Genomic DNA, 21,309 nt, shown 5'->3' on the forward strand with positions numbered 1-21,309 from the left:
ATCTGCTGACATGTTATTAAATTCAGCTGCAAGCTGCGGGGTTTAATAAAGCGAAATTATTATTCTGCCTGTTAACGCCTGGCTTGGCCGGTTAGGTAAAAATAAATTTTATTGACACTCTGTTCCTGGATATCAAAAGTTAGTGGGATTGAGTTAATTGATAATAATTTAATGTTATTGTGCTGCGATCAATAACTGACATGGTGATTTTTATGGAAAGGCTCCTCGCGGCGTTCATCCGGCATCTCCGCCGTGTCTGCTATAGAAACATGGGTATTCAGCAGCTTGTGATGCATAACATCGGCACTGGCCGTTTTGAAATCCCCTCCCTGTGCGATGGCGGTAGCGGAAACCAGCAGGAAAAAACCGGCTACTAAAGGCGCGCTTATTTTCATCTGTTATTCTCCAAACTTTCTCGGAACTTATTCTGGCGCTACTTTGCCTGCTCTTTTGTCATGATTTGTCATAGTAGATTAAATCTTATCCCTGAGCTGTTTGGAATCTATTCGGCTGTTACGGGTGCAGGGCGGCGCAGGCGTGTTTCTACTGCAATACTCCACCACGGGAAACAGCAGGAAATAGTTATGCGAAAATTAAGAGGGTAATTTCTGCTGCCACGCCTTGATCCGGTTTTTTTTAACCATCGGCTAATCCCTAAAGCCGGGGGCGATTCTGAAAGCGCGTCGCCCAGCACGGCCATCCCTTGCCGCGTGCCGAGGCCCGCAGGGAGCGTCTTTTGCCGTTCCGGCGTGCTCAGGCTGAGCTCAGACCGGTTTGCGGACGTTTAGCGATAGAAGTCATTTGTGGGGATACCTCAGGGATTGCCTCCCCGCAGCAAATCGACCTCTCCTGGTTTTTTATTTTTTCGTTACGTCTCGCAAATCCTTTAGGTAAAACGTGGGAACTGAATTTATTCATTGAACACGTAATTGAGATTGAATACTTTCTAATGCGTTGATTTAAGGACGATAGTTAGAAAAATCTTAAATGTACAGGGAGAGATCATGACTAGCTCAAAACGTAAAATTGAAGAGGCAAAACAGCGTCTGCAGCTGCTGGGGGAAGTTGAATCGCGCACTCAGTTTGGCGGATATTGCCTGACGGTGGAGAAAACCGTTTTTGCGGTCGTCGCTGACGGCGAGCTTTATCTGCGAGCCTGTGAGCAAGTGCGGCCCTATATTGTCGAACGCAAAATGGAGCCGCTAAACCTGAAAAAGCGCGGCGTGCCGGTGGCCCTTCACTATTATCGCGTTGACAGTGATTTATGGTCAGACAGCGATCAGCTGGTGGCGCTTTCCCGCCTTTGCCTGCTGGGGGCCAGGACGCAGCAGTTAGAAAAGCAGAAAAAGCGGCGGCTTAAGGACCTGCCCAATTTGGGGGTTCGAATGGAGATGCTGCTGCACCAGGTGGGAATTAACAACATCGAGACGCTAAAACAGAAGGGCGCGAAGCGGAGCTGGCTGCTGCTACGGACCTGCAACAGCAACCTCGGTTTAACCGTGCTCTACGCGTTGCAGGGGGCGATTGTTGGTCGCCATTACGAAGCTCTGCCGCAGGAGATGAAAGAAGAGCTGCGCATGTGGTTCCATCGCAATGCGCAGCGGGAAGCGAAAAGAGCGCGCGAACGCAACCAGGGGTTACGTTAGCCGCGCTGCGCGATCTGTTTTTTCAGCCGGGCAATTTCTGGTAAAAGAGCCACCAGCAGGCCAACCTGCTGAAGAACCAGTGGCTCTTTCGTTGTCGTATCGGCTTCACTATGCTGAATGCGCTGCGCCAGACTATCCATCATCCGCTGAGCCTTATCCTCTTCCACAACCTCAATGTGCAGCACATCATCGACGTAACAGACGGCGTCATCCATCAGCTGCAGCATCTCGTCACTCTCCAGCTTTTCACGGTGCGCACCGAGCGCTGATATATAGCTGAGGAAAGAGTGATTCAGGCAGAGCAGGCGAAAAGCCGCTTCACGCAGCGTGCGGTCGGCTTTGTTTTCGACCGAAAGATTAGACACCACCGAAGCCAGCTCCGCATCACCATTGTGGGCATCACGACGGGCAACGCGATACTCCAGCCGATTGTCCTTGCCCTGATGGTACTGCACGAGAATCGCATCCAGATATCGGCAGTTGGCGTTCAGGGTGCGCTCTGCCACGGCAGGAAGCCGCCGGAAGCGCCAGTCAGGCCAGATAAATGCCACGGCCAGCCAGGCAATGCCACAGCCAATCAGGGTATCGACAATACGCGGGATCGCCACTTCAAACCCTTCACCCAGCAGATTGAAACAGAGCAGAACCAGCAGGGTGATAAACATCGTGGCGTGGGCGTACTGCACGTTGCGGAAGGCAAAGAATAGCACGCCGGTGACCACCATCAGAATCAGCTGCCCCTCAACTGACGGTACCAGCCACAGCAGCGGCAGCCCCAGAACAATGCCCGCAAGGGTGCCGATAATGCGCAGCGCGAGGCGGCGGCGGGTAGCGTTGTAATTGGGCTGGCAGACAAACAGGCTGGTCAGCAAAATCCAGTAGCCGTGTTGTAAACCGGTCAGCTGGATAAAGGCATACCCGGTACACAGCAGCAGGGACAGGCGCACCGCGTGACGAAAAAGCGGAGACTCCGGGCTCATATGGCGGCTAAGCCGCAGGCGGATATCGCTCCAGCCGGTCAGCCCCTCACTGGAGAGCGTCTGGTCATGCTGTGGCCCGCTCTCTGCCAGCGCCTGTTCCGATTCAATGGTCGCCAGCTGCGCATCAATTGCCTTCAGGTTATTCAGCAGATAGTGCATTGCTTTCACCTCTGCGCTGGCGGGCTGCTGTATCTCCAGGCGCTGCAGCGCGCTGTTGAGATTGGTAAACACTCGCTCAAAGTGGGCAGCGTGCAGATACTTTTCCCGCAGCAGAATCGCACTGGAAAGTGTCTGACAGGCCTGCGCCTGCAGCGTCAGCAGGCGCTGGAAGCGAAACAGAATATCGCTGGAGCCCCAGGCTTTGCGCAGAGCGTGATACTGCACGTGTGACGAACTGGCCCGCTCGTGAATATCCTGAGCGACAAAATAGTAGTGCAGGGTGCGCCGGGTGCCGCGCTGGCCACGGTCGCCGCGCAGACGTGACTGTATAGAGGCCTTTGCCTGATTCAGCAGCGTCACCAGTTGGCTGTTGGCCATGGCAACGCCGACCAGCGTCTGGCGATCGTCGTCTTCAATATCCGGGTCGAACAGGTTCGCCTTGGCTTCAAGATAGCGCGCCAGCTGGGCATAGCAGCGCGATATACTCTCCTGCAGCGGGCGGATGGGGAACAGCAGATGCCCGGCCAGCGTCAGCAGGTTATACCAAACAGCCCCCAGCAGCAGCAGGGCAGGCTGCAGATACCACTGGGCAAACAGGTTGATCCCCAGCATGGTATAGATGGCGATCAGCAGTGCACCGAAGGCGATGGTGGCATAGCGTGGCCCCAGTGCGCCCAGCAGGATAAAGCCCCAGCTAGATACTGCCAGCCCGACGATAAACAGCCATGGATGAGGAAACAGCAGCTCAACGGAAACCGAGGCGATACAGAAACAGATCAGCGTGATCAGCAGGTTGCGCAGGCGTCCGCTCAGGCGATCGTCGAGGTCAGCGAGTGCGGCGGCGACCACGCCCAGCGTCAGCGGAATCGTCCAGGCGATCTGATGCAGCCACCAGGGAACGGCCGCCGTTCCCGCCAGTGCCAGCGTGATGCGGATATTGTAGAGCCAGCTGCTGTTAAAAGCCTGACGCCGCAGGCTACTGAACAGGGATCTCTTCATCGAAGCGGTTATTGAAAGCGTGCGCGCGCATTGGCTTCACGCGCGGCCTGAGCGACTTCCACTGAGACCACCCGGCGCCCGACCGGCCACAGGGCAATGGCGGCAATTTTGAAGTTGGCAATACCGACCGGAATGCCGATCAGCGTAATGCACTGGGCGATACCGATGCAGATATGTGAGATACACAGCCACCAGCCGAAAAAGACCAACCAGACCACGTTCAGCAGCGTTCCACCGGTATTCAGCAGCGCATTCTTACCGCCCGGGTTTAACTCATCAACGTGCATCGCCTCGTTGCCAAAAGGCACCAGCGACAGTTTGGTGATCTCCCAACATGAGCGGGTCAACGGCAGCGTGAAGATGAAAATAATGCTGACCAGCGTCGCGACCAGCCAGGCGAGGGTAGTAAAGAAACCTCCCAGCACAAAATTCAGGATATTTAATACGGTGCGCATAAACGGGTTTCCCTCTTGCGATAGCAATCATCAATGGACAATTCCTTGATTGTAACGCGTTTTAGCGCTGGAGCGGTACAGCACGGACAGTTAAACTGTCAGATGTAGAAAATAACCGCAGCCAGGGTCACCGGAATGGAACTGAAAGCAACATCGCTGGGCAAACATCTGGCACAACATCCTTATAATCGCGTGCGGCTGCTGAGCGCAGGCGTTGAGGTCAGCGGTGAAAAGCATGAATACCTGATCCCGTTTAACCAGCTACTGTCGATCAAATGCAAACGCGGCCTGGTATGGGGCGAGCTGGAATTCACGCTGCCGGATAACAAAGTGGTGCGCCTGCACGGTACGGAATGGAGTGAAACCCAGCGCTTTTATCACTATCTCAATCAGGCCTGGCAGCAGTGGAGCAGCGAAATGAGCGAGGTCTGCGCCGAGGTGCTTAGCGCGCAGGAACAGCAGATCCGTCAGGCAGAACAGCAGGACAAATGGCTGAAGCGCAGCGATATCGCCGCGTGGCAGCAGGCGATTCACAAAGCTTTTGCGGCGGTGCCTCTGCCCGTTGAGCGGCTTGACGAGTTTGATAACTGCCGGGAAGCGTATCGCTACTGTCGCCAGTGGCTGAGCGATAACGATGGGCAGCGCGTGCAGCGTAATAATCAGTGGACCGAGCGTATGCTGGTGCAGCATGCTGATTTTTTCAACCAGGTGGAAACCTCTCCGCTCAACCCTTCGCAGGCCCGCTCCGTGGTCAATGGCGAAGAGGCAGTGCTGGTACTGGCGGGGGCCGGCAGCGGTAAAACCTCCGTGCTGGTGGCTCGGGCCGGCTGGCTGATGATGCGTAAGCAGGCCAGCGCGGGTCAAATCCTGCTGCTGGCGTTTGGCCGCAAGGCCGCCGAGGAGATGAACGACCGCATTCGCGCCCGTCTGCACAGCGAAGAGATTCAGGCGCGCACCTTCCATTCGCTGGCGCTGAATATTATCCAGCAGGGCAGCAACAAAGCGCCGACCATCAGCAAACTGGAAACCGATAATGCCACGCGGCAGTCGCTGTTAATTGACGTCTGGCGTCAGCAGTGCAGCGAGAAAAAAGCCCATGCCAACGGCTGGCGGCAATGGCTGACCGAAGAGCTGGAGTGGGAGCTGGAAGAGGGCAGTTTCTGGCAGGATGACCGCCTGGCGAAACGGCTGGCAAGCCGCCTTGAACGCTGGCTGGGGCTGATGCGCATGCACGGCGGGGCGCAGGCGGCGATGATCGACAGTGCCCCGGAAGAGGTGCGGGAGCTGTTCAGCAAGCGGGTGAAATTAATGGCGCCGCTGATGAAGGCGTGGAAAAGCGCGTTAAAAGAGGAAGGGGCGGTCGATTTCGCCGGGCTGATCCATCAGGCGGTCAATATTCTCGATAAAGGGCGTTTTATCAGCCCGTGGAAGCATATTCTGGTCGACGAATTCCAGGATATCTCCCCCCAGCGAGCGGCACTGCTGGCAGCCCTGCGCCGGCAGAATAAGCAGACCACGCTATTTGCCGTCGGGGATGACTGGCAGGCAATTTATCGTTTCAGCGGGGCGGAGATGACCCTGACCACCGCCTTCCACCACCACTTCGGCGAAGGCGACCGCTGCGTGCTGGATACCACCTACCGCTTTAATGAGCGCATCGGTGAAATCGCCAATGGCTTTATCCAGAGCAACCCGCACCAGCTGAAGAAACCGCTCAACAGCCTGAGCAAAGGCAATAAAAAAGCCGTCTCGCTGCTGCCGCAAACGCAGCTGGAAGCGCTGCTGAACAAAATGAGCGGCTATGCCAAAGCGGATGAGCGCATTCTGGTGCTGGCGCGTTATCACTATTTGCGCCCGGAAGAGCTGGAAAAAGCGCGCACCCGCTGGCCGAAACTCAACATCGATTTTATGACTATTCACGCCAGCAAAGGTCAGCAGGCAGATTATGTCATTCTGCTGGGGCTGGAAGAAGGTAAAGAGGGCTTCCCGGCCGCGGCCAGAGAATCAGTCATGGAAGACGCGCTGCTGCCCGCTGAGGAAGACTTTCCCGATGCGGAGGAGCGCAGGCTGGCCTATGTGGCGATGACACGGGCAAAACAGCAGGTCTGGCTGCTGTACGATCGGGAAAATCCGTCGGTGTTTGTGGCTGAGCTGAGCCGTCAGGGCGTGCCGTTACTGCGCAAGCCCTGACCAAATAGCCGCGCCGGAGCTATTTCAGGCGCTGCTGCAGATAACGTTCGTAATCCGGGATCAGGATCTCCACCGGCTGGGCGAAAAGCGGCGAGTGGATAATAAAATCAGCAGTAGCACGGTTAGTGGCGACCGGGATATTCCACACGGTTGCCAGGCGCAGCAGCGCTTTCACATCAGGATCGTGCGGCACCGCATTGAGCGGGTCCCAGAAGAAGATCAGTACATCAATCTTCCCTTCAGAAATCAGCGCCCCGACCTGCTGGTCGCCGCCCATCGGGCCGCTCAGCATCGCCGTGACCGGCAGGCCGGTCGCGCGCTGCACCAGATTGCCGGTGGTTCCGGTGGCGTACAGCGTATGGTGCTGCAGCTGCTCTTTATGGGTTTCCACCCACTGCATCAGGGAATTTTTACAGTGGTCATGAGCCACCAGCGCAATATGTTTTTGCGGCTGGATAGTACGGGTTGTCTGATCCATTCAGGTATCCTGGTCGGGTGGGACGGGCAAAATCGGGTCAACAGAGGGCTGAGTGTAGCGCTGAGAATAATCTGCGATCAACTGGTATGCAGGGCTTTCATCAGCAGCACAAAGCGCTGGCGGGTGGCGGAGTCAACCTGCTGATACCACAGGCGTAGCATGCGCTCGGCCGGATGCTGGCTGAAAGCGATCTCCGGCATTTGCCCGGTTGCCATGGCAGTCCGGCGCAGCGGCTGGGCAAAGCGCGGAACCGAGGCAATTTTGTCATCGAGGTTATACAGCACCATCGCCTGTTCTAAATCACCCTGCGCCTCACTCTGCAGGCGATCGCGCTTGCTCGCGACCTCGGCGCCATGCTCATCGAGCAGGACAAAGCGCGGGCTTTTATCAAAGTGCCTGCCGTCGCGCAGCGTCTGCAGGGCGGGAAGGGTGATAGTGACCGACTGCGCCTGAGTGGTGAAAGTGACGATTTGAGGAGCAGAAACCCAGTGGGTTGCCATAGGCGTTTGATTTTCCAGCGTGCGCTCAATGCGGAACAGCAGCTGATGTTCCCCGCGCTCCAGTTCCAGGCCATCCGCGCCCTTCAGTAGCGAGCCGGAAATCTTATGTCCATCCAGTACCAGCAGATCAATATCCGGCGATAACTTCAGCGTGGTCGCCTGCACATGGGCAGCGAACAGCACTGTTATCAGTCCGATGATGACCCCGCGTAGCTTCATTGTTTCTCCGGCATGGTGAGTGATGGCTGGTCGTTGAATGTATCAAAGTCTTTCAGTATGACAGTATAGTAACATTTTAACATACTTATTCGTGCTATAAATCATGAAACGCAGCAGATGCTATTTTCCATGCGCTGACCAGGCCACAATTAGCGGCAGGCAGGTTAACCAGGTTAAGGGAGGCAACAATGAGTGATGAGACGATTGCACAAGTGCTGAAAACCACCAGAACCATTGCGCTGGTCGGGGCCAGTGACGATCCCTCGCGCCCCAGCTATGGCGTGATGGGCTATTTACTGGCGCAAGGTTATCAGGTTACGCCGGTCAGCCCGAAGCTGGCAGGGCAGACGCTGCAGGGGCAAAAGGTGTATGCCACGCTGGCAGATATTCCGCATCCGGTGGATATGGTCGATGTGTTTCGCAATGCACAGGCAGCATGGGGCGTGGCGCAGGAGGCGATAGCCATCGGTGCGAAGTCACTGTGGTTGCAGATTGGCGTTATCAACGAGCAGGCGGCCGTGCTGGCGAAAGAGGCGGGTTTGCAGGTGGTAATGGATCGCTGCCCGAAAATAGAGATCCCGCGCCTCGGCCTGACGAAGCAGGCATAAAAAACCCCGCGCCAGCGGGGTTTTATCAGTTTCTCAGGCGGGGAGCGGTCAACTGCTGGCGGATGGATGCCGCAAGCTCGTCCAGCGAGGCGTTATCCGGGTGTTCACCGGGCAGTTCCCACGACAGCTGCGCTTCAGCCAGATAGGTTTGCACCGTCTGGCCATCATCATCTTCCATCACCACGTGATACCAGGGGGCTGAACGCATAGCATCGCTATCCACGACGTCATCAATGGCGGGTTCTTCCAGTGAATATTCCGGGTCGACATCCACCACTACACCGAGAAAACCGAGCAGCTGATGGCGTACCTGTTGTCCGATACCAAATTTGCTGGCAATCATTATTACCTCCTGAGAAATATTGCTCTTACCTGAAATGGGGGCGCGAGCAACGTTTTCAAGTCACAATACGCGGCAGGCAAAACCTTTCAAATACATCCCTTCAGGATAGCTGGTAATCACCGGGTGATCGGCGGCCTGGCGGAATTGCTCAATAAACTGCACGTCACGCCCCGCATCCACGGCAGCATCCGCGATAAGCTTCTGGAACAGATCGGTGGACATCAGGCCGGAGCAGGAGAAGGTCATCAGCATCCCGTTAGGGTTAAGCAGCTGCATGGCCAGCATATTGATATCTTTGTAGCCACGGCACGCGCCCATCAGCTGATTTTTATTCTCAACGAATTTTGGCGGGTCCATGATGATCAGATCAAACTTCTCGCCTTCATCACGGTAGCGACGCAGCAGCTTGAACACGTCATCGCGCAGGAACTGGGCCTTAGAGAGGTCCAGGCCGTTCAGCTCAACGTTCTGACGCGCCACGTCCAGCGCCGCCTGCGACGTATCTACGCTGATCGCTTCAGCGCAGTTACCCATCAGTGCGGACACGGCAAAGCCCCCGGTATATGAGAAGCAGTTCAGCACGCGGCGGCCTTCGGCATAGCGGCGCGTGGCCAGGCGGCTGTCGCGCTGGTCAAGGTAGTAACCGGTTTTGTGCCCGGTCTGGATATCGACCAGCAGCTTCATGCCGTGTTCAGTAATCGGCAGCAGTTCCGGTGGCATCTCCCCCAGCACTAAGCCCTGGGTCAGCTCCAGACCCTCTTTCTTGCGCACGCTGACGTCGGATCGGTCATAAATGGCGCAGCCCGGATAGCAGGTCTGCAGCGCAGCGATCAGCGCGGCACGCTGATACTCTGCACCGGCGGACAGTAGCTGCAGCACGAGGAAGTTGCCGAAGCGGTCGATGGTCACCCCTGGCAACCCATCAGACTCACCGGCGATAATACGGTAGCTGTCGAGATTATCACGCTGTGCCAGCCAGTCGCGCAGCTGCTGAGCGGCTTTCAGGCGGCGCACGAAGAAGTCGATATCAATCGATTCATCCTGCTGCCAGCTCCAGACGCGGGCGCGGATCTGTGATTCAGGCGACCAGGCGGCGCGCGCCAGCCATTTACCGCTGCTGTCGCAGACATCAATCGTTTCACCGGAGGAGGCTTTGCCCTCCATCCGGGCAACCGCGCCAGAGAAAACCCATGGATGGCGGCGAAGTAAGGACTTTTCACGTCCCTTGGCAAGAATTAATCGTACGGTCATGTTTTGCTATGCTTACTTTCAGAGAATCAGGCGATATTGTCCGGTGCCGACCGTCAAAAAGCAATCGGTGATAGGTAGAGGAGGAGAAATGGCAACGATCTGTGTGCGCGTATGGGTTCATGGCAGGGTGCAGGGGGTAGGATTTCGCTACAGCACCCAGCGCGAAGCGAAGCAGCACGGGCTGAGCGGCTATGCTAAAAACCTGGATGACGGCAGTGTGGAGGTGCTGGCGTGCGGTGAACAGTCTGGAGTGGAAGCCCTGTTGGCCTGGTTGAAAGCCGGAGGACCACGCAGCGCCAGGGTGGATAAGGTGCTGACTGAACCTCACCACCCCACGCATTTTCCGCAGGGTTTCAGCACCGCTTAGCTTTACAGGCACTTAGCCGGTTTGGGTAAACCGGCAATTTTGGTGGCCTGCTTTGCCGGACCTTTCGGGAACAGGCGGAAGAGATAACGGCTGTTGCCTTTCTCCTCGCCGTACTTCTGCGCCATCGCTTTTACCAGCATGCGCACCGCCGGGGAGGTATTAAACTCCAGATAAAATGCCCGCACGAAGCGCACCACTTCCCAGTGGGCCTCGCTCAGTTCGATGGACTCTTCTGCCGCCAGCGCCAGCGCCAGCGTCTCATTCCAGTCCGCAACTGATTTCAGATAGCCCTGCGCATCGCGCTCAATCTCTTTACCTTCAAACTGCACTCTCTTGCCCCACGCTATTTAACCGGCGCCCAGTTTAGCAAACTTTTAGCGGCAAAAAAAAAGCCCCGCGCTGCGGGGCTTGATGCCAACCGGTCGCGGCTTAGTTATTACGCGACATGCCGAGCAGGCTCAGCAGGCTGACGAAGATGTTATACAGCGACACATACAGGCTCACGGTGGCGCGAATATAGTTGGTTTCGCCGCCGTGAATGATGTTGCTGGTCTCCCACAGGATCGCGCCGGCAGAGAACAGAACAAACAGCACGCTGATCGCCAGGTGCAGAGCAGGGATGTTGAGGAACAGGTTGGCGACAACAGCCACCAGCAGCACCACAAAGCCGGCCATCATCATGCCGGAAAGGAATGACATATCCTTGCGCGTGGTCAGCACATAGGCAGAACAGCAGAAGAACACCAGCGCGGTGCCGCCCAGTGCCAGGCCGATCACATCGCCCATACCGGCAGACAGGAAGCTGTTAAGAATCGGGCCAAGGCTATAACCGAGGAAGCCAGTGAAGGCAAACGCCGCCAGGATGCCGGCCGGGCTGTTAGCCAGACGGTAGGTCAGGAACATCAGGCCGTAAAAACCGACCAGCATCAGGATCAGTCCCGGTGCCGGTAGGGCATATACGGTGCTCAGCGTGGCGGTGAGCGCGGAAAATGCCAGCGTCAGGCCGAGCAGGAAATAGGTGTTGCGCAGAACTTTGTGCGTGCTGAGCAGCGAGCTTTCACGTGTGCTTGAAACGATGCGATCCATAAAACACCTCTTCTGGGTCACTAAAAAATAGCGATGGTAATATAGCAGCGAGAATAAGGAGCACAGCGCAGCGGGGAAAGGCGTTTTACCCTTCTTTACGCGCTAAAACGCTGATTCCGTGAGCAGGCTGGTGATAAATTCAACAAACAGCTGTCGATTGACGTTTTTTCACGCGATTGAAACAAAAGCCACTTTACAAGCTCTACGGGGATGTTTATAGTGCGCCCCATTGTGGAAGCGTGGCCGAGTGGCTGAAGGCACCGGTCTTGAAAACCGGCGACGGGAAACCGTTCTAGAGTTCGAATCTCTACGCTTCCACCACCAAATTCAAACGGGTTAGCGAAAGCTAGCCCGTTTTGCTATGCGCGCAATAAACAGACCGACCCACGCCTCTCTCTGCTGCTTTCTTATCCATTTTGCTACGCGTTGCTGGTTTTTCCGGCAAACGAACACAAATGCTCACAAAATCAACAAAGTAGATAAAAATAGTCTTGGCAAATGCGCAAACACCCCCTATACTGCGCCCCATCAGTTAGCGAGACACGTCTCAACAGCTGGTACGTGTGGAAGCGTGGCCGAGTGGCTGAAGGCACCGGTCTTGAAAACCGGCGACGGGAAACCGTTCTAGAGTTCGAATCTCTACGCTTCCACCATCAAATTCAGAACCCCGGGCTTAACAGTCCGGGGTTTTTTGTTTTAGCGCATTCCCGCCAGGCCGTGCTCCACGGTGGCCAGATAGATACAGAAGTAATCTTTGACCATCTCGATAAACGCCGGTGACAGCGTCAGGTCATTGGCACCCTCTTCGATCTTCAGCATGCCAATATCTTCAGCGGCCTGCAGGCAGCGGCGAATATGTGAACGGGAAACGCCGCAGCAGAATGCCGATTTCAGAATATTGAACTTGATGGTCAGGCTCTGCTGCTTAATGGTTTCCAGATAAAGATTAAACATCATCATGTGACCGCCGTCGCGGCTGAGAAATTCAGCGCTGCCCGGCACCATATCGTGGATAAACAGACGGTTAAGCGTGATTTCCGCGTAGGTGCGGAAAAACTCAGGCACGAAATTTTTGTGCTGCTGATAAAATTCAAGGTCAAAAGAGTCGGTCAGCATCGCGCAGGGGATAATCATGGTGTTGATCATACTCTGCGTTTCAGTCAGCGCTTTCGGCGTCGGCTTATAATTCAGTTTGCGCTTATCTTCACTGTCGCGATAAACCTCCAGTCTTCCGCCAACCCGCAGAAAAAGCAGGAATGAATCCAGAGAGTTACTGCTGAAAAGATCGTTACTGATACAAAAGCGTTTTACATCTTTAAAGGTGCTGCTTTTACGAATGTAGTAGATGCCGAGTATTGCCGATCCGACAATAAATCGATTCGCTTTAAATAGCGTTTTGAAGTAAAGCGGATTAGTTAAGTACAGCTTAAGTAAAAGCTCATAATGACACTGGATCGCGTCATTGAGTTCCCCTCGTGCTTTGTACTCTTCAGCTTTGCATTTTAGCTTTTTTTCTAATTCTGGCTTCTTTTTGCTTATAAAAGGCATATATCACTTTCTTAGTTATATTATCTTCCGTGGTGTAAGAATTATCTTATTTTGCTATTTCGACTCTGTCAACCGAAGCGGGGTTTTTTTACTTATTTTAACATGACTAAGTGTTAATAGTAGCCGTAAAACATTTGTATTACATGCACTTAAGTTGCGTAAGATCTTTCTTAATTGCAAATATTTCTGGCTGGGTAATCTTAAGCCTTCGTAACATATTGTTTTTGATCTGATTTAAATTAACAACAAAAATGGACAGTGACTTGGGTAGTGGACTGATTAGTATTGCCTCGCTTTTAAAGGAATACCGGGGATGAGGTGGTCGATTATTGTAATTAATAACCGACGGCACTTTCATGACGAGGCTCATTCTTTCAGTTAAATATCAGTCAAGGACAATTAAATGGAAATCAAAAAAATCACCGCTGTTGCACTGTTCGCTTTGGCCACTACTGGCGTCGCTCATGCAGCCGATCAGGGCAACGGTAAAGTCACCTTTTACGGTTCAATCGTCAATGCTCCCTGCTCAATCGCACCAGGTGTGGACGATCAAAAAATTCCATTGGGTCAGGTCTCTAATTCGGACCTGGCGAACGGTGGCGAGCAGAAAGCCGTCGACTTCACCATCGATCTACAGAACTGTGACGATGCAACTAAGCACACGGTAACCGCGACCTTCACCGGTATGGCGGGCGTTGATGGCCGTCTCGGTATTACCGGGGAAGCGAAAGGCGCCAGTATTTTACTGCGCGACGGCAGCGGTAAGAAAATCGAGCTGGGCACGCCAACCACCGCGCAGACGTTAAACGGTAACGCGAACACGCTGCAGTTTACCGCCGCCCTGAAGGGTGATGGCACCAAAGATGCGCCAGTTGAGATTGGCACCGGTGCATTTACAGCAGTTACTAACTTTACACTGGCCTATCAGTAATTCACCTCCGCCAGATAAATAACAGAGCGCCTGCAATAGCAGGCGCTATTTATCGCCCGTTGAGCATCAACCAGTGACGATTTGTGGGACCATGGGAAAAATGACCTTTACAATCAAATCGCCAGCATTCCTGGTTATTTCCATTTTTCTGGCGCTAAGTTCAACTTTGAATAGGGTTCATGCTGAAGATATTCAGTTTAACACCGATCTTTTAGACGTCGACGATCGTAATAATATTGACGTCACTAATTTTGCGCGCAAAGGCTACATTATGCCTGGCCGCTATACCCTTAATGTCCGGCTGAACGGTGACGCACTGGGCGACCGCAGCGTGGATTTTTACACCCCCAAAGAGCATCCCGATGAGAGCCTTCCCTGCCTGACACCGCAGCTGGTGGATGAACTGGGTCTGAAATCGGCGGCGACCGATGCCCTTAAATGGTGGCACGGCGGCGAATGTCTGGCAACCAGCAGCCTGGCAGGAACGCTGGTGCGCGGCGAGCTGGCTAACTCGACGCTGTCGATCAGTATGCCGCAGGAGTTTTTGCAGTATCAGTCCGCCAACTGGGACCCGCCCTCGCGCTGGGATAACGGCATTCCCGGGCTGCTGTTTGACTACAACCTCAATACCCAGGCGCGCTTTAACGCCCACTCCGGCGACCAGCGCAGCCTGAGCGGCTCCGGTGTCGCGGGTGCCAATGCCGGCCCCTGGCGTCTGCGTGCTGACTGGCAGGGGCGGCGCGACAGCCAGCGTGGTGAAACGCGCAGCAGCTTTGACTGGACGCGCTATTACGCCTACCGCGCGCTGCCGCAGCTGGGGGCCAAGCTGACGCTGGGCGAGGATTATCTGGTCTCCGATATTTTTGACAGCTTTCGCTTTGCTGGCGCCAGCGTGGTCACCGACAGCAATATGCTGCCGCCCAACCTGCGCGGTTATGCACCGGAAGTGACGGGCGTCGCCCGTACCAATGCCCGCGTGGTGGTGATGCATCAGGGCCGCGTGCTTTATCAGTCCCAGGTCGCTGCCGGGCCATTTCGCATTCAGGATATTGATGATTCAGTGATTGGCGAACTGGATGTGCGGGTGGAGGAAGAAGACGGCACGGTGCAGACCTTCACGCTCAATACCGCCACGGTGCCTTATCTGACGCGCCCGGGACAGGTACGCTACAAAATGGCGCTGGGCCGACCGGTAAACTGGCAGCACGCGGCCAACGGACCGGAATTTGCCAGCGCGGAGTTCTCGTGGGGAGTCAACAACGGCTGGTCGCTGTACGGCGGCGCAATTGGCAGCGATAAATATCAGGCGCTGGCCGGCGGTATCGGTCGCGATCTGCTGGCATTTGGCGCGATGTCGTTTGACGTCACGCACTCAATGGCGCAGCTGGCGACGGGGGAGTCGCGCGCGGGAAATTCCTATCGCCTGAGCTACTCAAAGCGTTTTGATGATTACGGCAGCCAGGTGACCTTTGCCGGTTATCGCTTCTCTGAAAGCCAGTTTATGACCATGGACGAGTTCCTGGATGCGCAATCGCAGCGGGACCGCACCAGCAACAGCCGCGAGATGTATATGGTAACGCTGGCACAGGATATCCGCCCGCTGGCCGCCAGCGTGCAGCTGAGCTATAACCGGCAAACCTGGTGGGACAAGCCCGATACGGAACGTTTTAGCCTGGCCATGTCACGCTATTTTGATCTGATGGAGTGGCGCAATCTCAGCCTTTCGCTCTCCGCCTGGCGCAACCGGGATAATCAGAGCAGTGACAAAGGGCTCTATTTATCGCTCTCGCTACCTTTTGGCGACAATAAGACCATCAGCTACAGCGGTTCAACCGGGCGTGATAACAACACTCAGCAGGTCAATTATTATCAGCGGCTGAATAATAGCGACAGCTATAGCCTGAGCGCCGGCAGCAGTAATAACAGTGCTGCGATGGCGGGATATTACATTCATGAAGGTAATGCCGGCCAGATGACCGCCAGTGCCAATATTCAGCCGGGTAATTATCAGGCGTTTGGCGCCACGATGAAAGGGGGCATAAGTGCCACAACTGAGGGCATGGCGCTACACCGCCAGAATAGTCCTGGCGGCACGCGCTTATTACTGGATACCGACGGCGTGGCGGATATTCCGGTGAAATCAACTTCAGGCACGGCCCGTAGTAATCGCTTTGGCAAAATGGTGATATCCGATGTCAGCAGTTATTACCGCAACCAGGTAGGCATTGATATTAACCGATTACCTGAAAATGCCGAAGTCACCTCCTCAATGGTGCGGGTAACCCTGACCGAGGGGGCCATCGGCTACCGGCACTTTTCCGTGCTGGCAGGGCAGAAGGCTATGGCGGTTATCCGCCTGGCTGATGGGAGCTTCCCGCCTTTTGGTGCCCAGGTATTTAACGCGCGCCAGCAGGAAGTGGGGCTGGTCGCTGATGGTGGCAGTGTGTACCTCAGCGGGCTGCAGTCCGGGCAACAGATGTCAGTGCACTGGGATGGAAAAACGCAGTGCACGCTGACGCTACCGCAGCTGGATTCAGCATCGCTGGCGAACCTGCTGCTGCCTTGCTTCAAAGCCGTAGCAAAAAACACCGAACTTTCGCAGGCTGCAAAATAAAGGAACAGTAAATGAAATCATTAATCAAGCCGGCTGCGCTAAAAACCATCGCGGCCACCACTCTGTTTATCTCCTCATTCTCATGGGGCGCTATCGCACTGGACCGTACGCGCATTATTATGGATGCCGATAATCCCTCCGTCAGCCTGACTGTCACCAATGAGAGCCAGCGTTTACCCTATCTGGCACAGGGGTGGCTGGAAAACGAGCATGGAGAGAAAATAACCACGCCCTTAACTGTCTTGCCACCGGTTCAGCGCATTGAGCCGGGCGAAAAAAGCCAGGTTAAAATCCAGTCGCTTCCCAGCGCTAATTTACTGGCGCAGGATAAAGAGACACTTTTTTATTTCAATCTGCGCGAGATCCCACCGCGCGCCGATAAGCCGAATACTTTGCAAGTGGCGCTGCAAACCAAAATAAAGCTGTTTTACCGCCCGGCATCGCTGCAGCTGTCACCAGGTGCCTATGCCAATCCGGTACAGCTGCAGGTCAGACTGACGCGCGTTGGCGATGATTACCGTATTGAAAACCCGACGGGATACTACATCACCTTCGTCGGAGCCAGCCGCCATGAGGGGGAAGAGTCGGTCCGCGGGTTTGCGCCGCTGATGGTCGGCCCGCGGCAGAATGTGATGCTGGGCGGCAGCGCGGCAGCGCTGGGAGATGCCCCGGTGCTGCAGTACGTTAATGATTTTGGCGGACGCGTCGCGCTGCACTTCCGTTGTCAGGCGGGCAGCTGCAGGGCGGTGGCTAAATCATGAGGCGGGCACTGGTTCTGCTGCTGGTGCTGCTGCTGCCGCTGCACGCGCTGGCATTTGAGTGTATCGACAAGCGCGATGGCAAACCGTTTGATGCGGTGGGGCAGCGCAATATTGACGTCACCGTCAATCTGTCACCAGAGATTATTATTGGCGACGTGGTGGTGTTTGACCTCTCGGACACTTTCACCTGCCGCAATACTAACCCCAGAGTCTATGTCGACTATATGCGCCTTAACTCGGGGACCTATCAAACTTCGCTGGATGAGTCATTCAGCAGCGGACTGGAGGTTAACGGCACCCGCTATCTTAATCCGATCAACTCGCCGATTACCGTATTCGAGCTGCGCGACGGCAACTGGCACGATCTGCAGGTAAAAGCCTTTTACCAGTTAAAGAACAGCCCGGGGCGCGGCGTGTTTATCAAGGCCGGGACGGTGGTCGCCAGCATGCAGATGTACAAATGGAGTGCGCCAGCGGGCGGGGTGTTTACCGCCAACTGGCGCATTCTTGCCGCCAACGATGCCTATTACACCGCCGGCACCTGCGAGATCAACAACAGCCAGGACATTAATATCGATTTTGGCTTTGTCGCCCGCAATCAGCTGACGCAAAGCGCCAGTCTCAGTCCGTTCAGGCAGCAGGTGAATATTCCCTATCGGTGTAAAGACACCAGTAACTGGGCGGTGAAGCTGACGCTGTCGGCGGATGCCAGCAGCTTCTCCTCGCAGGCAATCAAAACCACCAACCCCGATTTGGGGGTAGAGCTGTACCACGACGGCCAGCTGATCAAGCCTTTCGACAGCATCAACAGCCGTATCGTAAACGGTATCGGCAGCGACGATTTCACCTTTGCTCTGGTGAGGTCGGGCAATGCTCAGGTGGCGACCGGCGAGTTTAACGCCACCGCGATATTAGTGATGAGCCTGCAGTAGGGGCCGGAACGCTGGAACAAGGATGCACTATGACCGACCGTGCTTATATTACCGTCATGATGTTGGACAGTGACCGCTATTTTCAGGAGGGCGTAGTGCAGGTGCTGAAGAATCAGCTGCCGCACACGGTGGTCAGGCACAGCGCACAACTTCAGGGCAACGTCGATCTGCTGATCGCCGGGTGTGACGCGGTTTCGCTCTGTGCCGCGCAGCATTTCGCCGCAAGCATGTCGCCGCACGGCCAGCTGATCACCATCACCGATACCGCGCAACAGCGCTGGCAGTCGTTACCGCCGCTGCTGCAGGCCTGCCCGCAGTGGCTGTTGCATCGTCGCCAGTCGGAGGCCCAGCTGGCAGCGCTTTTGCGCCGGGTTATGCCGCCCGATACCCGGCTTATCATGATAGTCGACCCGCGTGCGCACAGTGAAGAGAAGCTGACGCCGCGGGAAAAAACGCTGATCGAATTGCTGCGCGTTAATGCGACACCGCACCAGATAGCGAGGTGTATGGCGCTGCATCCGAAAACGGTCAGCACCTATAAACGGTCGGTAATGCACAAGCTGGGGATGCAGAAGAATCTGGAGCTGTATCACTGGTTACTTTATTCATAAGGATGCAAATCATGAGCGGATACAGGCAGTGGCTGTGGGCCATCATGCTGGCGGCGAGCGGCGCCGTGGCGGCGGATAACAGTAATGGGTTCGGTAAAATTAATATGCGCGGGGTGGTGATCGATGCGCCCTGTTCGCTTGCACCGGAGTCGGCCAGCCTGGAAGTGGACTTCGGCCAGCTAAGCAGCGCCGCGCTGCGTAACGGGCGCGAATCTCAATCCGAAGAGTTCGTGCTCATTTTGCAACGCTGTTCCAGCATGCTGAAAAATCAGGTGCGCGTCACTTTTCAGGGGACCGCCTATTCAGACGGCCTGTTTGCAGTCGGCAGCGGCAACGAATCGATTGGACTGGTGCTGCGCGACCGTAATGGGCAATCGGTATTAAATAACCAGCCGGTTGCCTGGCAGCGCATTAATGATGGCGATAATAAGCTGGTTTTTTCTGCGGCAGTGAAAGGGCGCGAGGCCACCATCGATACGGGGAATTTTCAGGCCCAGGTATTATTCCTGATTGAGTACAACTGAAGCTGAATAAAAGCGCTTATCACCGTGCTTAACGTCTTCTGTTTTGCCCGACATCCTGCTATTTTCTTGCGAGGTGGTGATGATTAGAGCATTCCTAAAAACATCCTGTTTCTTTTCAATCCCCTGAAGCCACTAAACCGCCGGGGTCAGAGTCTGCTATATTCTCAATATCAATGACTAAACCCAGTCTCTGGCCTTATCTTGAGAGCGGTGGTGGTGAGTCAGCGCAGCGCGCTGCTCTTCTTTCTGCGCTGCAGGTTTTTGCCGGCCGGTAAGTTCACCCTTTGAATCAATGGAATAAATAGATGATTAACAAGTTCAGTCTCTGCGCGTTAGCGGTTTACTCCGCATTCTCCGGTGCTTCTGCCTGGGCTGCCGACGGCGATTATCAGCTGGAACAGGTGCTGATGATGAGCCGCCATAACCTGCGCGCCCCGCTGGCAGATAACGGCAGCGTACTGGCGCAGGCCACTAAAAAAGCCTGGCCGAAATGGGAAGTTCCGGGCGGCCAGCTGACCACCAAGGGTGGGGTGCTCGAAGTTTACATGGGGCGCTATACCCGCGAATGGCTGGCGCAGCAGGGGCTGGTGAAAGAGGGCGAATGCCCATCTTCTGACGACATTTACGCCTATGCCAACAGCCTGCAGCGCACCGTTGCCACCGCGCAGTTCTTTATTACCGGCGCTTTCCCAGGCTGTGATATTCCGGTTTCGCATCAGGATGAGATGGGCAGCATGGACCCGGTATTTAATCCGGTGATCACCAACGACAGTGAAGAGTTCAACAAGCAGGCGCTGGCGGCAATCAATGCCGAAGGCGAAAAGCTGGCCCTGAAGCCGGCCTTCCAGCGTCTGGAAAAAATCATCGATTACAAAAACTCCGCGGCTTGCAACGGTAAGAAGCAGTGCGACCTTTCCAGCACCAATCAGAACCAGTTCAGCGCTGATAATGGCAAAGAGCCAAATGTTTCCGGCCCGCTGAAGGTGGGTAACTCGCTGGTGGATGCCTTCACGCTACAGTATTACGAAGGTTTCCCAATGGAGCAGGTGGCCTGGGGGCAGATCAAAACGCCTGAGCAGTGGCAGGAGCTGGCCGCGATTAAAAATGGTTATCAGGATGCGCTGTTCACCTCCCCGGCCGTCGCGCACGAAGTCGCCGCGCCGCTGGTGGACTACATTCGCAGCATGCTGGTCGACCAGGATAAAGCCAGCGCGCCTAAAGTGACGCTGATGGTGGGGCACGACTCCAACATTGCTTCACTGCTGACCGCTTTGGATTTCAAACCGTATGACCTGCCGGGCCAGAATGAGCAGACGCCAATCGGTGGCATGGTGCAGTTCCAGCGCTGGCACGACAAGAAAAATGACAAGGAGCTGGTCAAAGTGGAGTACGTCTACCAGACATCCGGCCAGCTGCGTGATGCAGAGCCGCTGTCGCTGGACAATCCACCGAAGCGCGTCACGCTGCAGATGGCCGGATGCCCGACCGATGCCAACGGCTTCTGCTCGTGGGATAAGTTTACCGAAGTGCTGAACACGGCACTGCAGGGCACGCCGCTGCAGGTGGCTACCCCGGCTCCCGCTGCTGCTGCGCCTGCTGCCGATGCCAAACCGGCCGACGAGAAAGCCGTAGTAAACAAAGCCCTGGCCGATAAAGCGGCCGCGGATAAGGCCGCAGCGGAAAAGGCAGCGCAGGCGAAAGCATCAGCTGAAAAAGCAGCGGCAGACAAAGCCGCTGCGGAAAAGGCCGCGAAAGAGAAGGCCGCAGCCGACAAAGCTGCCGCAGACGCCGGCAAAGCCACTGCCGACAAAGCTGCTGCCGACAAGGCAACGGCGGATAAAGCCGCCAGTGACAAAGCCACGGCAGAGAAACCCTCCCCTGGCGCGGCAGAGACTAAACCCGCCCCGGCGGCGGCCCCTGCGGCCAACTGATGTAGCCGAGAGTGTGACAACAGGCCAGCAGCTGATGCTGGCCTTTTTTTTTCTCCGCTGGGCAAATGCTGCCGCCAGCGGTTAGGCATTTAACGTCTCTCCTCAGTGTAAGCAGCGATATACCCTGATTTTGTTGTTCATCAGGTGCTTTGGCACCCGACTTAACGAATCAGGAG

21 protein-coding genes and 2 tRNA genes are annotated in these 21,309 nt (G+C 55.4%); 13 read left to right on the plus strand and 10 right to left on the minus strand.

The features are described from left to right. Window positions 1-188 precede the first annotated feature (188 nt). Window positions 189-395: a hypothetical protein gene (locus J2Y91_RS15940; protein ID WP_224750355.1), complete on the minus strand. Its 207-nt coding sequence runs from the start codon at window positions 393-395 to the stop codon at window positions 189-191. Between the two features lie 609 nt (window positions 396-1,004). On the opposite strand from J2Y91_RS15940, the gene J2Y91_RS15945 reads away from it, so the two are divergent. Further along, complete coding sequence (locus J2Y91_RS15945; protein ID WP_048916490.1) at window positions 1,005-1,646, plus strand: TfoX/Sxy family DNA transformation protein; 642 nt, start codon at window positions 1,005-1,007, stop codon at window positions 1,644-1,646. On the opposite strand, the gene yccS is transcribed toward J2Y91_RS15945, so the two are convergent. Both yccS and J2Y91_RS15955 read right to left on the minus strand, forming a co-directional pair. Then, the gene (gene yccS, locus J2Y91_RS15950) at window positions 1,643-3,784 is read right to left on the minus strand and encodes a YccS family putative transporter (RefSeq protein ID WP_133624009.1); all 2,142 of its coding nucleotides are present in this window, start codon (window positions 3,782-3,784) and stop codon (window positions 1,643-1,645) included. The genes J2Y91_RS15945 and yccS overlap by 4 nt on opposite strands. 8 nt (window positions 3,785-3,792) lie before the next feature. Then, window positions 3,793-4,239 (minus strand): YccF domain-containing protein, encoded by a 447-nt coding sequence (locus J2Y91_RS15955; protein WP_048916488.1) that lies wholly within the window; start codon window positions 4,237-4,239, stop codon window positions 3,793-3,795. Between the two features lie 135 nt (window positions 4,240-4,374). On the opposite strand from J2Y91_RS15955, the gene helD reads away from it, so the two are divergent. Beyond that, a complete protein-coding gene (gene helD, locus J2Y91_RS15960) occupies window positions 4,375-6,429 on the plus strand; it encodes a DNA helicase IV (RefSeq protein WP_133624008.1) in 2,055 nt (684 codons plus the stop codon). A 19-nt stretch (window positions 6,430-6,448) separates the two neighbouring features. Here helD and J2Y91_RS15965 read toward each other — a convergent pair whose 3' ends face one another. Together J2Y91_RS15965 and J2Y91_RS15970 are read right to left on the minus strand one after the other, a co-directional pair. Continuing rightward, window positions 6,449-6,907 carry a methylglyoxal synthase gene (locus tag J2Y91_RS15965; RefSeq protein ID WP_133624007.1) on the minus strand — a complete coding sequence of 153 codons (459 nt, stop codon included), beginning with the start codon at window positions 6,905-6,907 and terminating at the stop codon, window positions 6,449-6,451. A gap of 77 nt (window positions 6,908-6,984) precedes the next feature. Then, window positions 6,985-7,626, minus strand: a complete 642-nt coding sequence (locus J2Y91_RS15970) for a DUF2057 family protein (RefSeq protein WP_133624006.1) — start codon at window positions 7,624-7,626, stop codon at window positions 6,985-6,987. 188 nt (window positions 7,627-7,814) lie between these two features. Between J2Y91_RS15970 and J2Y91_RS15975 the strand changes: the two genes are divergently transcribed. Continuing rightward, entirely contained in the window at window positions 7,815-8,234 is a 420-nt protein-coding gene (locus tag J2Y91_RS15975) for a CoA-binding protein (RefSeq protein ID WP_133624005.1), read from the plus strand. 25 nt (window positions 8,235-8,259) lie between these two features. Here the strand turns inward: J2Y91_RS15975 and hspQ are convergent, their stop codons facing one another. Both hspQ and rlmI read right to left on the minus strand, forming a co-directional pair. After that, window positions 8,260-8,577 (minus strand): heat shock protein HspQ, encoded by a 318-nt coding sequence (gene hspQ / locus J2Y91_RS15980; RefSeq protein WP_133624004.1) that lies wholly within the window; start codon window positions 8,575-8,577, stop codon window positions 8,260-8,262. A 60-nt stretch (window positions 8,578-8,637) separates the two neighbouring features. Next, window positions 8,638-9,828 (minus strand): 23S rRNA (cytosine(1962)-C(5))-methyltransferase RlmI, encoded by a 1,191-nt coding sequence (gene rlmI, locus J2Y91_RS15985; protein ID WP_133624003.1) that lies wholly within the window; start codon window positions 9,826-9,828, stop codon window positions 8,638-8,640. 88 nt (window positions 9,829-9,916) lie between these two features. Between rlmI and yccX the strand changes: the two genes are divergently transcribed. Continuing rightward, complete coding sequence (gene yccX / locus J2Y91_RS15990; protein ID WP_048916481.1) at window positions 9,917-10,195, plus strand: acylphosphatase; 279 nt, start codon at window positions 9,917-9,919, stop codon at window positions 10,193-10,195. 2 nt (window positions 10,196-10,197) lie between these two features. On the opposite strand, the gene tusE is transcribed toward yccX, so the two are convergent. Together tusE and yccA are read right to left on the minus strand one after the other, a co-directional pair. Next, entirely contained in the window at window positions 10,198-10,524 is a 327-nt protein-coding gene (gene tusE, locus J2Y91_RS15995; protein ID WP_048916480.1) for a sulfurtransferase TusE, read from the minus strand. Between the two features lie 100 nt (window positions 10,525-10,624). After that, the gene (gene yccA / locus J2Y91_RS16000) at window positions 10,625-11,281 is read right to left on the minus strand and encodes an FtsH protease modulator YccA (RefSeq protein ID WP_048916479.1); all 657 of its coding nucleotides are present in this window, start codon (window positions 11,279-11,281) and stop codon (window positions 10,625-10,627) included. A 233-nt stretch (window positions 11,282-11,514) separates the two neighbouring features. On the opposite strand from yccA, the gene J2Y91_RS16005 reads away from it, so the two are divergent. After that, window positions 11,515-11,602, plus strand: a tRNA-Ser gene (locus tag J2Y91_RS16005). 244 nt (window positions 11,603-11,846) lie between these two features. Then, window positions 11,847-11,934: transfer RNA gene (locus J2Y91_RS16010), tRNA-Ser, on the plus strand. 43 nt (window positions 11,935-11,977) lie between these two features. On the opposite strand, the gene J2Y91_RS16015 is transcribed toward J2Y91_RS16010, so the two are convergent. Then, window positions 11,978-12,829 carry a hypothetical protein gene (locus J2Y91_RS16015; protein WP_133624002.1) on the minus strand — a complete coding sequence of 284 codons (852 nt, stop codon included), beginning with the start codon at window positions 12,827-12,829 and terminating at the stop codon, window positions 11,978-11,980. A 403-nt stretch (window positions 12,830-13,232) separates the two neighbouring features. Here J2Y91_RS16015 and J2Y91_RS16020 point away from each other — a divergent pair, with 403 nt between their 5' ends. The 7 genes from J2Y91_RS16020 (at window position 13,233) to agp (ending at window position 21,133) form a co-directional block, all read left to right on the plus strand. Then, window positions 13,233-13,760 (plus strand): fimbrial protein, encoded by a 528-nt coding sequence (locus tag J2Y91_RS16020; RefSeq protein WP_048916477.1) that lies wholly within the window; start codon window positions 13,233-13,235, stop codon window positions 13,758-13,760. A gap of 100 nt (window positions 13,761-13,860) precedes the next feature. Beyond that, a complete protein-coding gene (locus J2Y91_RS16025) occupies window positions 13,861-16,374 on the plus strand; it encodes an outer membrane usher protein (RefSeq protein WP_301292154.1) in 2,514 nt (837 codons plus the stop codon). An 11-nt stretch (window positions 16,375-16,385) separates the two neighbouring features. Continuing rightward, window positions 16,386-17,135 carry a fimbria/pilus periplasmic chaperone gene (locus J2Y91_RS16030; RefSeq protein ID WP_048916475.1) on the plus strand — a complete coding sequence of 250 codons (750 nt, stop codon included), beginning with the start codon at window positions 16,386-16,388 and terminating at the stop codon, window positions 17,133-17,135. Next, window positions 17,132-18,067, plus strand: coding sequence for a fimbrial protein (locus tag J2Y91_RS16035; RefSeq protein ID WP_133624000.1), 936 nt, complete (start codon window positions 17,132-17,134; stop codon window positions 18,065-18,067). The genes J2Y91_RS16030 and J2Y91_RS16035 overlap by 4 nt, the downstream gene beginning before the upstream one ends. A gap of 29 nt (window positions 18,068-18,096) precedes the next feature. Next, a complete protein-coding gene (locus J2Y91_RS16040; protein ID WP_048916473.1) occupies window positions 18,097-18,678 on the plus strand; it encodes a helix-turn-helix transcriptional regulator in 582 nt (193 codons plus the stop codon). 11 nt (window positions 18,679-18,689) lie between these two features. Next, a complete protein-coding gene (locus tag J2Y91_RS16045; protein ID WP_166643186.1) occupies window positions 18,690-19,202 on the plus strand; it encodes a fimbrial protein in 513 nt (170 codons plus the stop codon). A 305-nt stretch (window positions 19,203-19,507) separates the two neighbouring features. After that, window positions 19,508-21,133: a bifunctional glucose-1-phosphatase/inositol phosphatase gene (agp, locus tag J2Y91_RS16050; protein WP_133623998.1), complete on the plus strand. Its 1,626-nt coding sequence runs from the start codon at window positions 19,508-19,510 to the stop codon at window positions 21,131-21,133. Window positions 21,134-21,309: the final 176 nt, after the last annotated feature.

The sequence above is a fragment of the Erwinia aphidicola genome (genome assembly GCF_024169515.1).
Lineage (GTDB): Bacteria > Pseudomonadota > Gammaproteobacteria > Enterobacterales > Enterobacteriaceae > Erwinia > Erwinia aphidicola.

Coding starts and splice junctions, on each gene's coding strand:
- agp (WP_133623998.1), top strand. CDS start 19,508: ATGATTAACAAGTTCAGTCTCTGCGCGTTAGCGGTTTACTCCGCATTC.
- J2Y91_RS16035 (WP_133624000.1), top strand. CDS start 17,132: ATGAGGCGGGCACTGGTTCTGCTGCTGGTGCTGCTGCTGCCGCTGCAC.
- J2Y91_RS15955 (WP_048916488.1), bottom strand. CDS start 4,239: ATGCGCACCGTATTAAATATCCTGAATTTTGTGCTGGGAGGTTTCTTT.
- J2Y91_RS16040 (WP_048916473.1), top strand. CDS start 18,097: ATGACCGACCGTGCTTATATTACCGTCATGATGTTGGACAGTGACCGC.
- rlmI (WP_133624003.1), bottom strand. CDS start 9,828: ATGACCGTACGATTAATTCTTGCCAAGGGACGTGAAAAGTCCTTACTT.
- yccX (WP_048916481.1), top strand. CDS start 9,917: ATGGCAACGATCTGTGTGCGCGTATGGGTTCATGGCAGGGTGCAGGGG.
- J2Y91_RS16020 (WP_048916477.1), top strand. CDS start 13,233: ATGGAAATCAAAAAAATCACCGCTGTTGCACTGTTCGCTTTGGCCACT.
- J2Y91_RS15945 (WP_048916490.1), top strand. CDS start 1,005: ATGACTAGCTCAAAACGTAAAATTGAAGAGGCAAAACAGCGTCTGCAG.
- J2Y91_RS16030 (WP_048916475.1), top strand. CDS start 16,386: ATGAAATCATTAATCAAGCCGGCTGCGCTAAAAACCATCGCGGCCACC.
- J2Y91_RS16045 (WP_166643186.1), top strand. CDS start 18,690: ATGAGCGGATACAGGCAGTGGCTGTGGGCCATCATGCTGGCGGCGAGC.
- J2Y91_RS15970 (WP_133624006.1), bottom strand. CDS start 7,626: ATGAAGCTACGCGGGGTCATCATCGGACTGATAACAGTGCTGTTCGCT.
- J2Y91_RS15940 (WP_224750355.1), bottom strand. CDS start 395: ATGAAAATAAGCGCGCCTTTAGTAGCCGGTTTTTTCCTGCTGGTTTCC.
- hspQ (WP_133624004.1), bottom strand. CDS start 8,577: ATGATTGCCAGCAAATTTGGTATCGGACAACAGGTACGCCATCAGCTG.
- yccA (WP_048916479.1), bottom strand. CDS start 11,281: ATGGATCGCATCGTTTCAAGCACACGTGAAAGCTCGCTGCTCAGCACG.
- helD (WP_133624008.1), top strand. CDS start 4,375: ATGGAACTGAAAGCAACATCGCTGGGCAAACATCTGGCACAACATCCT.
- yccS (WP_133624009.1), bottom strand. CDS start 3,784: ATGAAGAGATCCCTGTTCAGTAGCCTGCGGCGTCAGGCTTTTAACAGC.
- J2Y91_RS15975 (WP_133624005.1), top strand. CDS start 7,815: ATGAGTGATGAGACGATTGCACAAGTGCTGAAAACCACCAGAACCATT.
- J2Y91_RS15965 (WP_133624007.1), bottom strand. CDS start 6,907: ATGGATCAGACAACCCGTACTATCCAGCCGCAAAAACATATTGCGCTG.
- J2Y91_RS16025 (WP_301292154.1), top strand. CDS start 13,861: ATGACCTTTACAATCAAATCGCCAGCATTCCTGGTTATTTCCATTTTT.
- J2Y91_RS16015 (WP_133624002.1), bottom strand. CDS start 12,829: ATGCCTTTTATAAGCAAAAAGAAGCCAGAATTAGAAAAAAAGCTAAAA.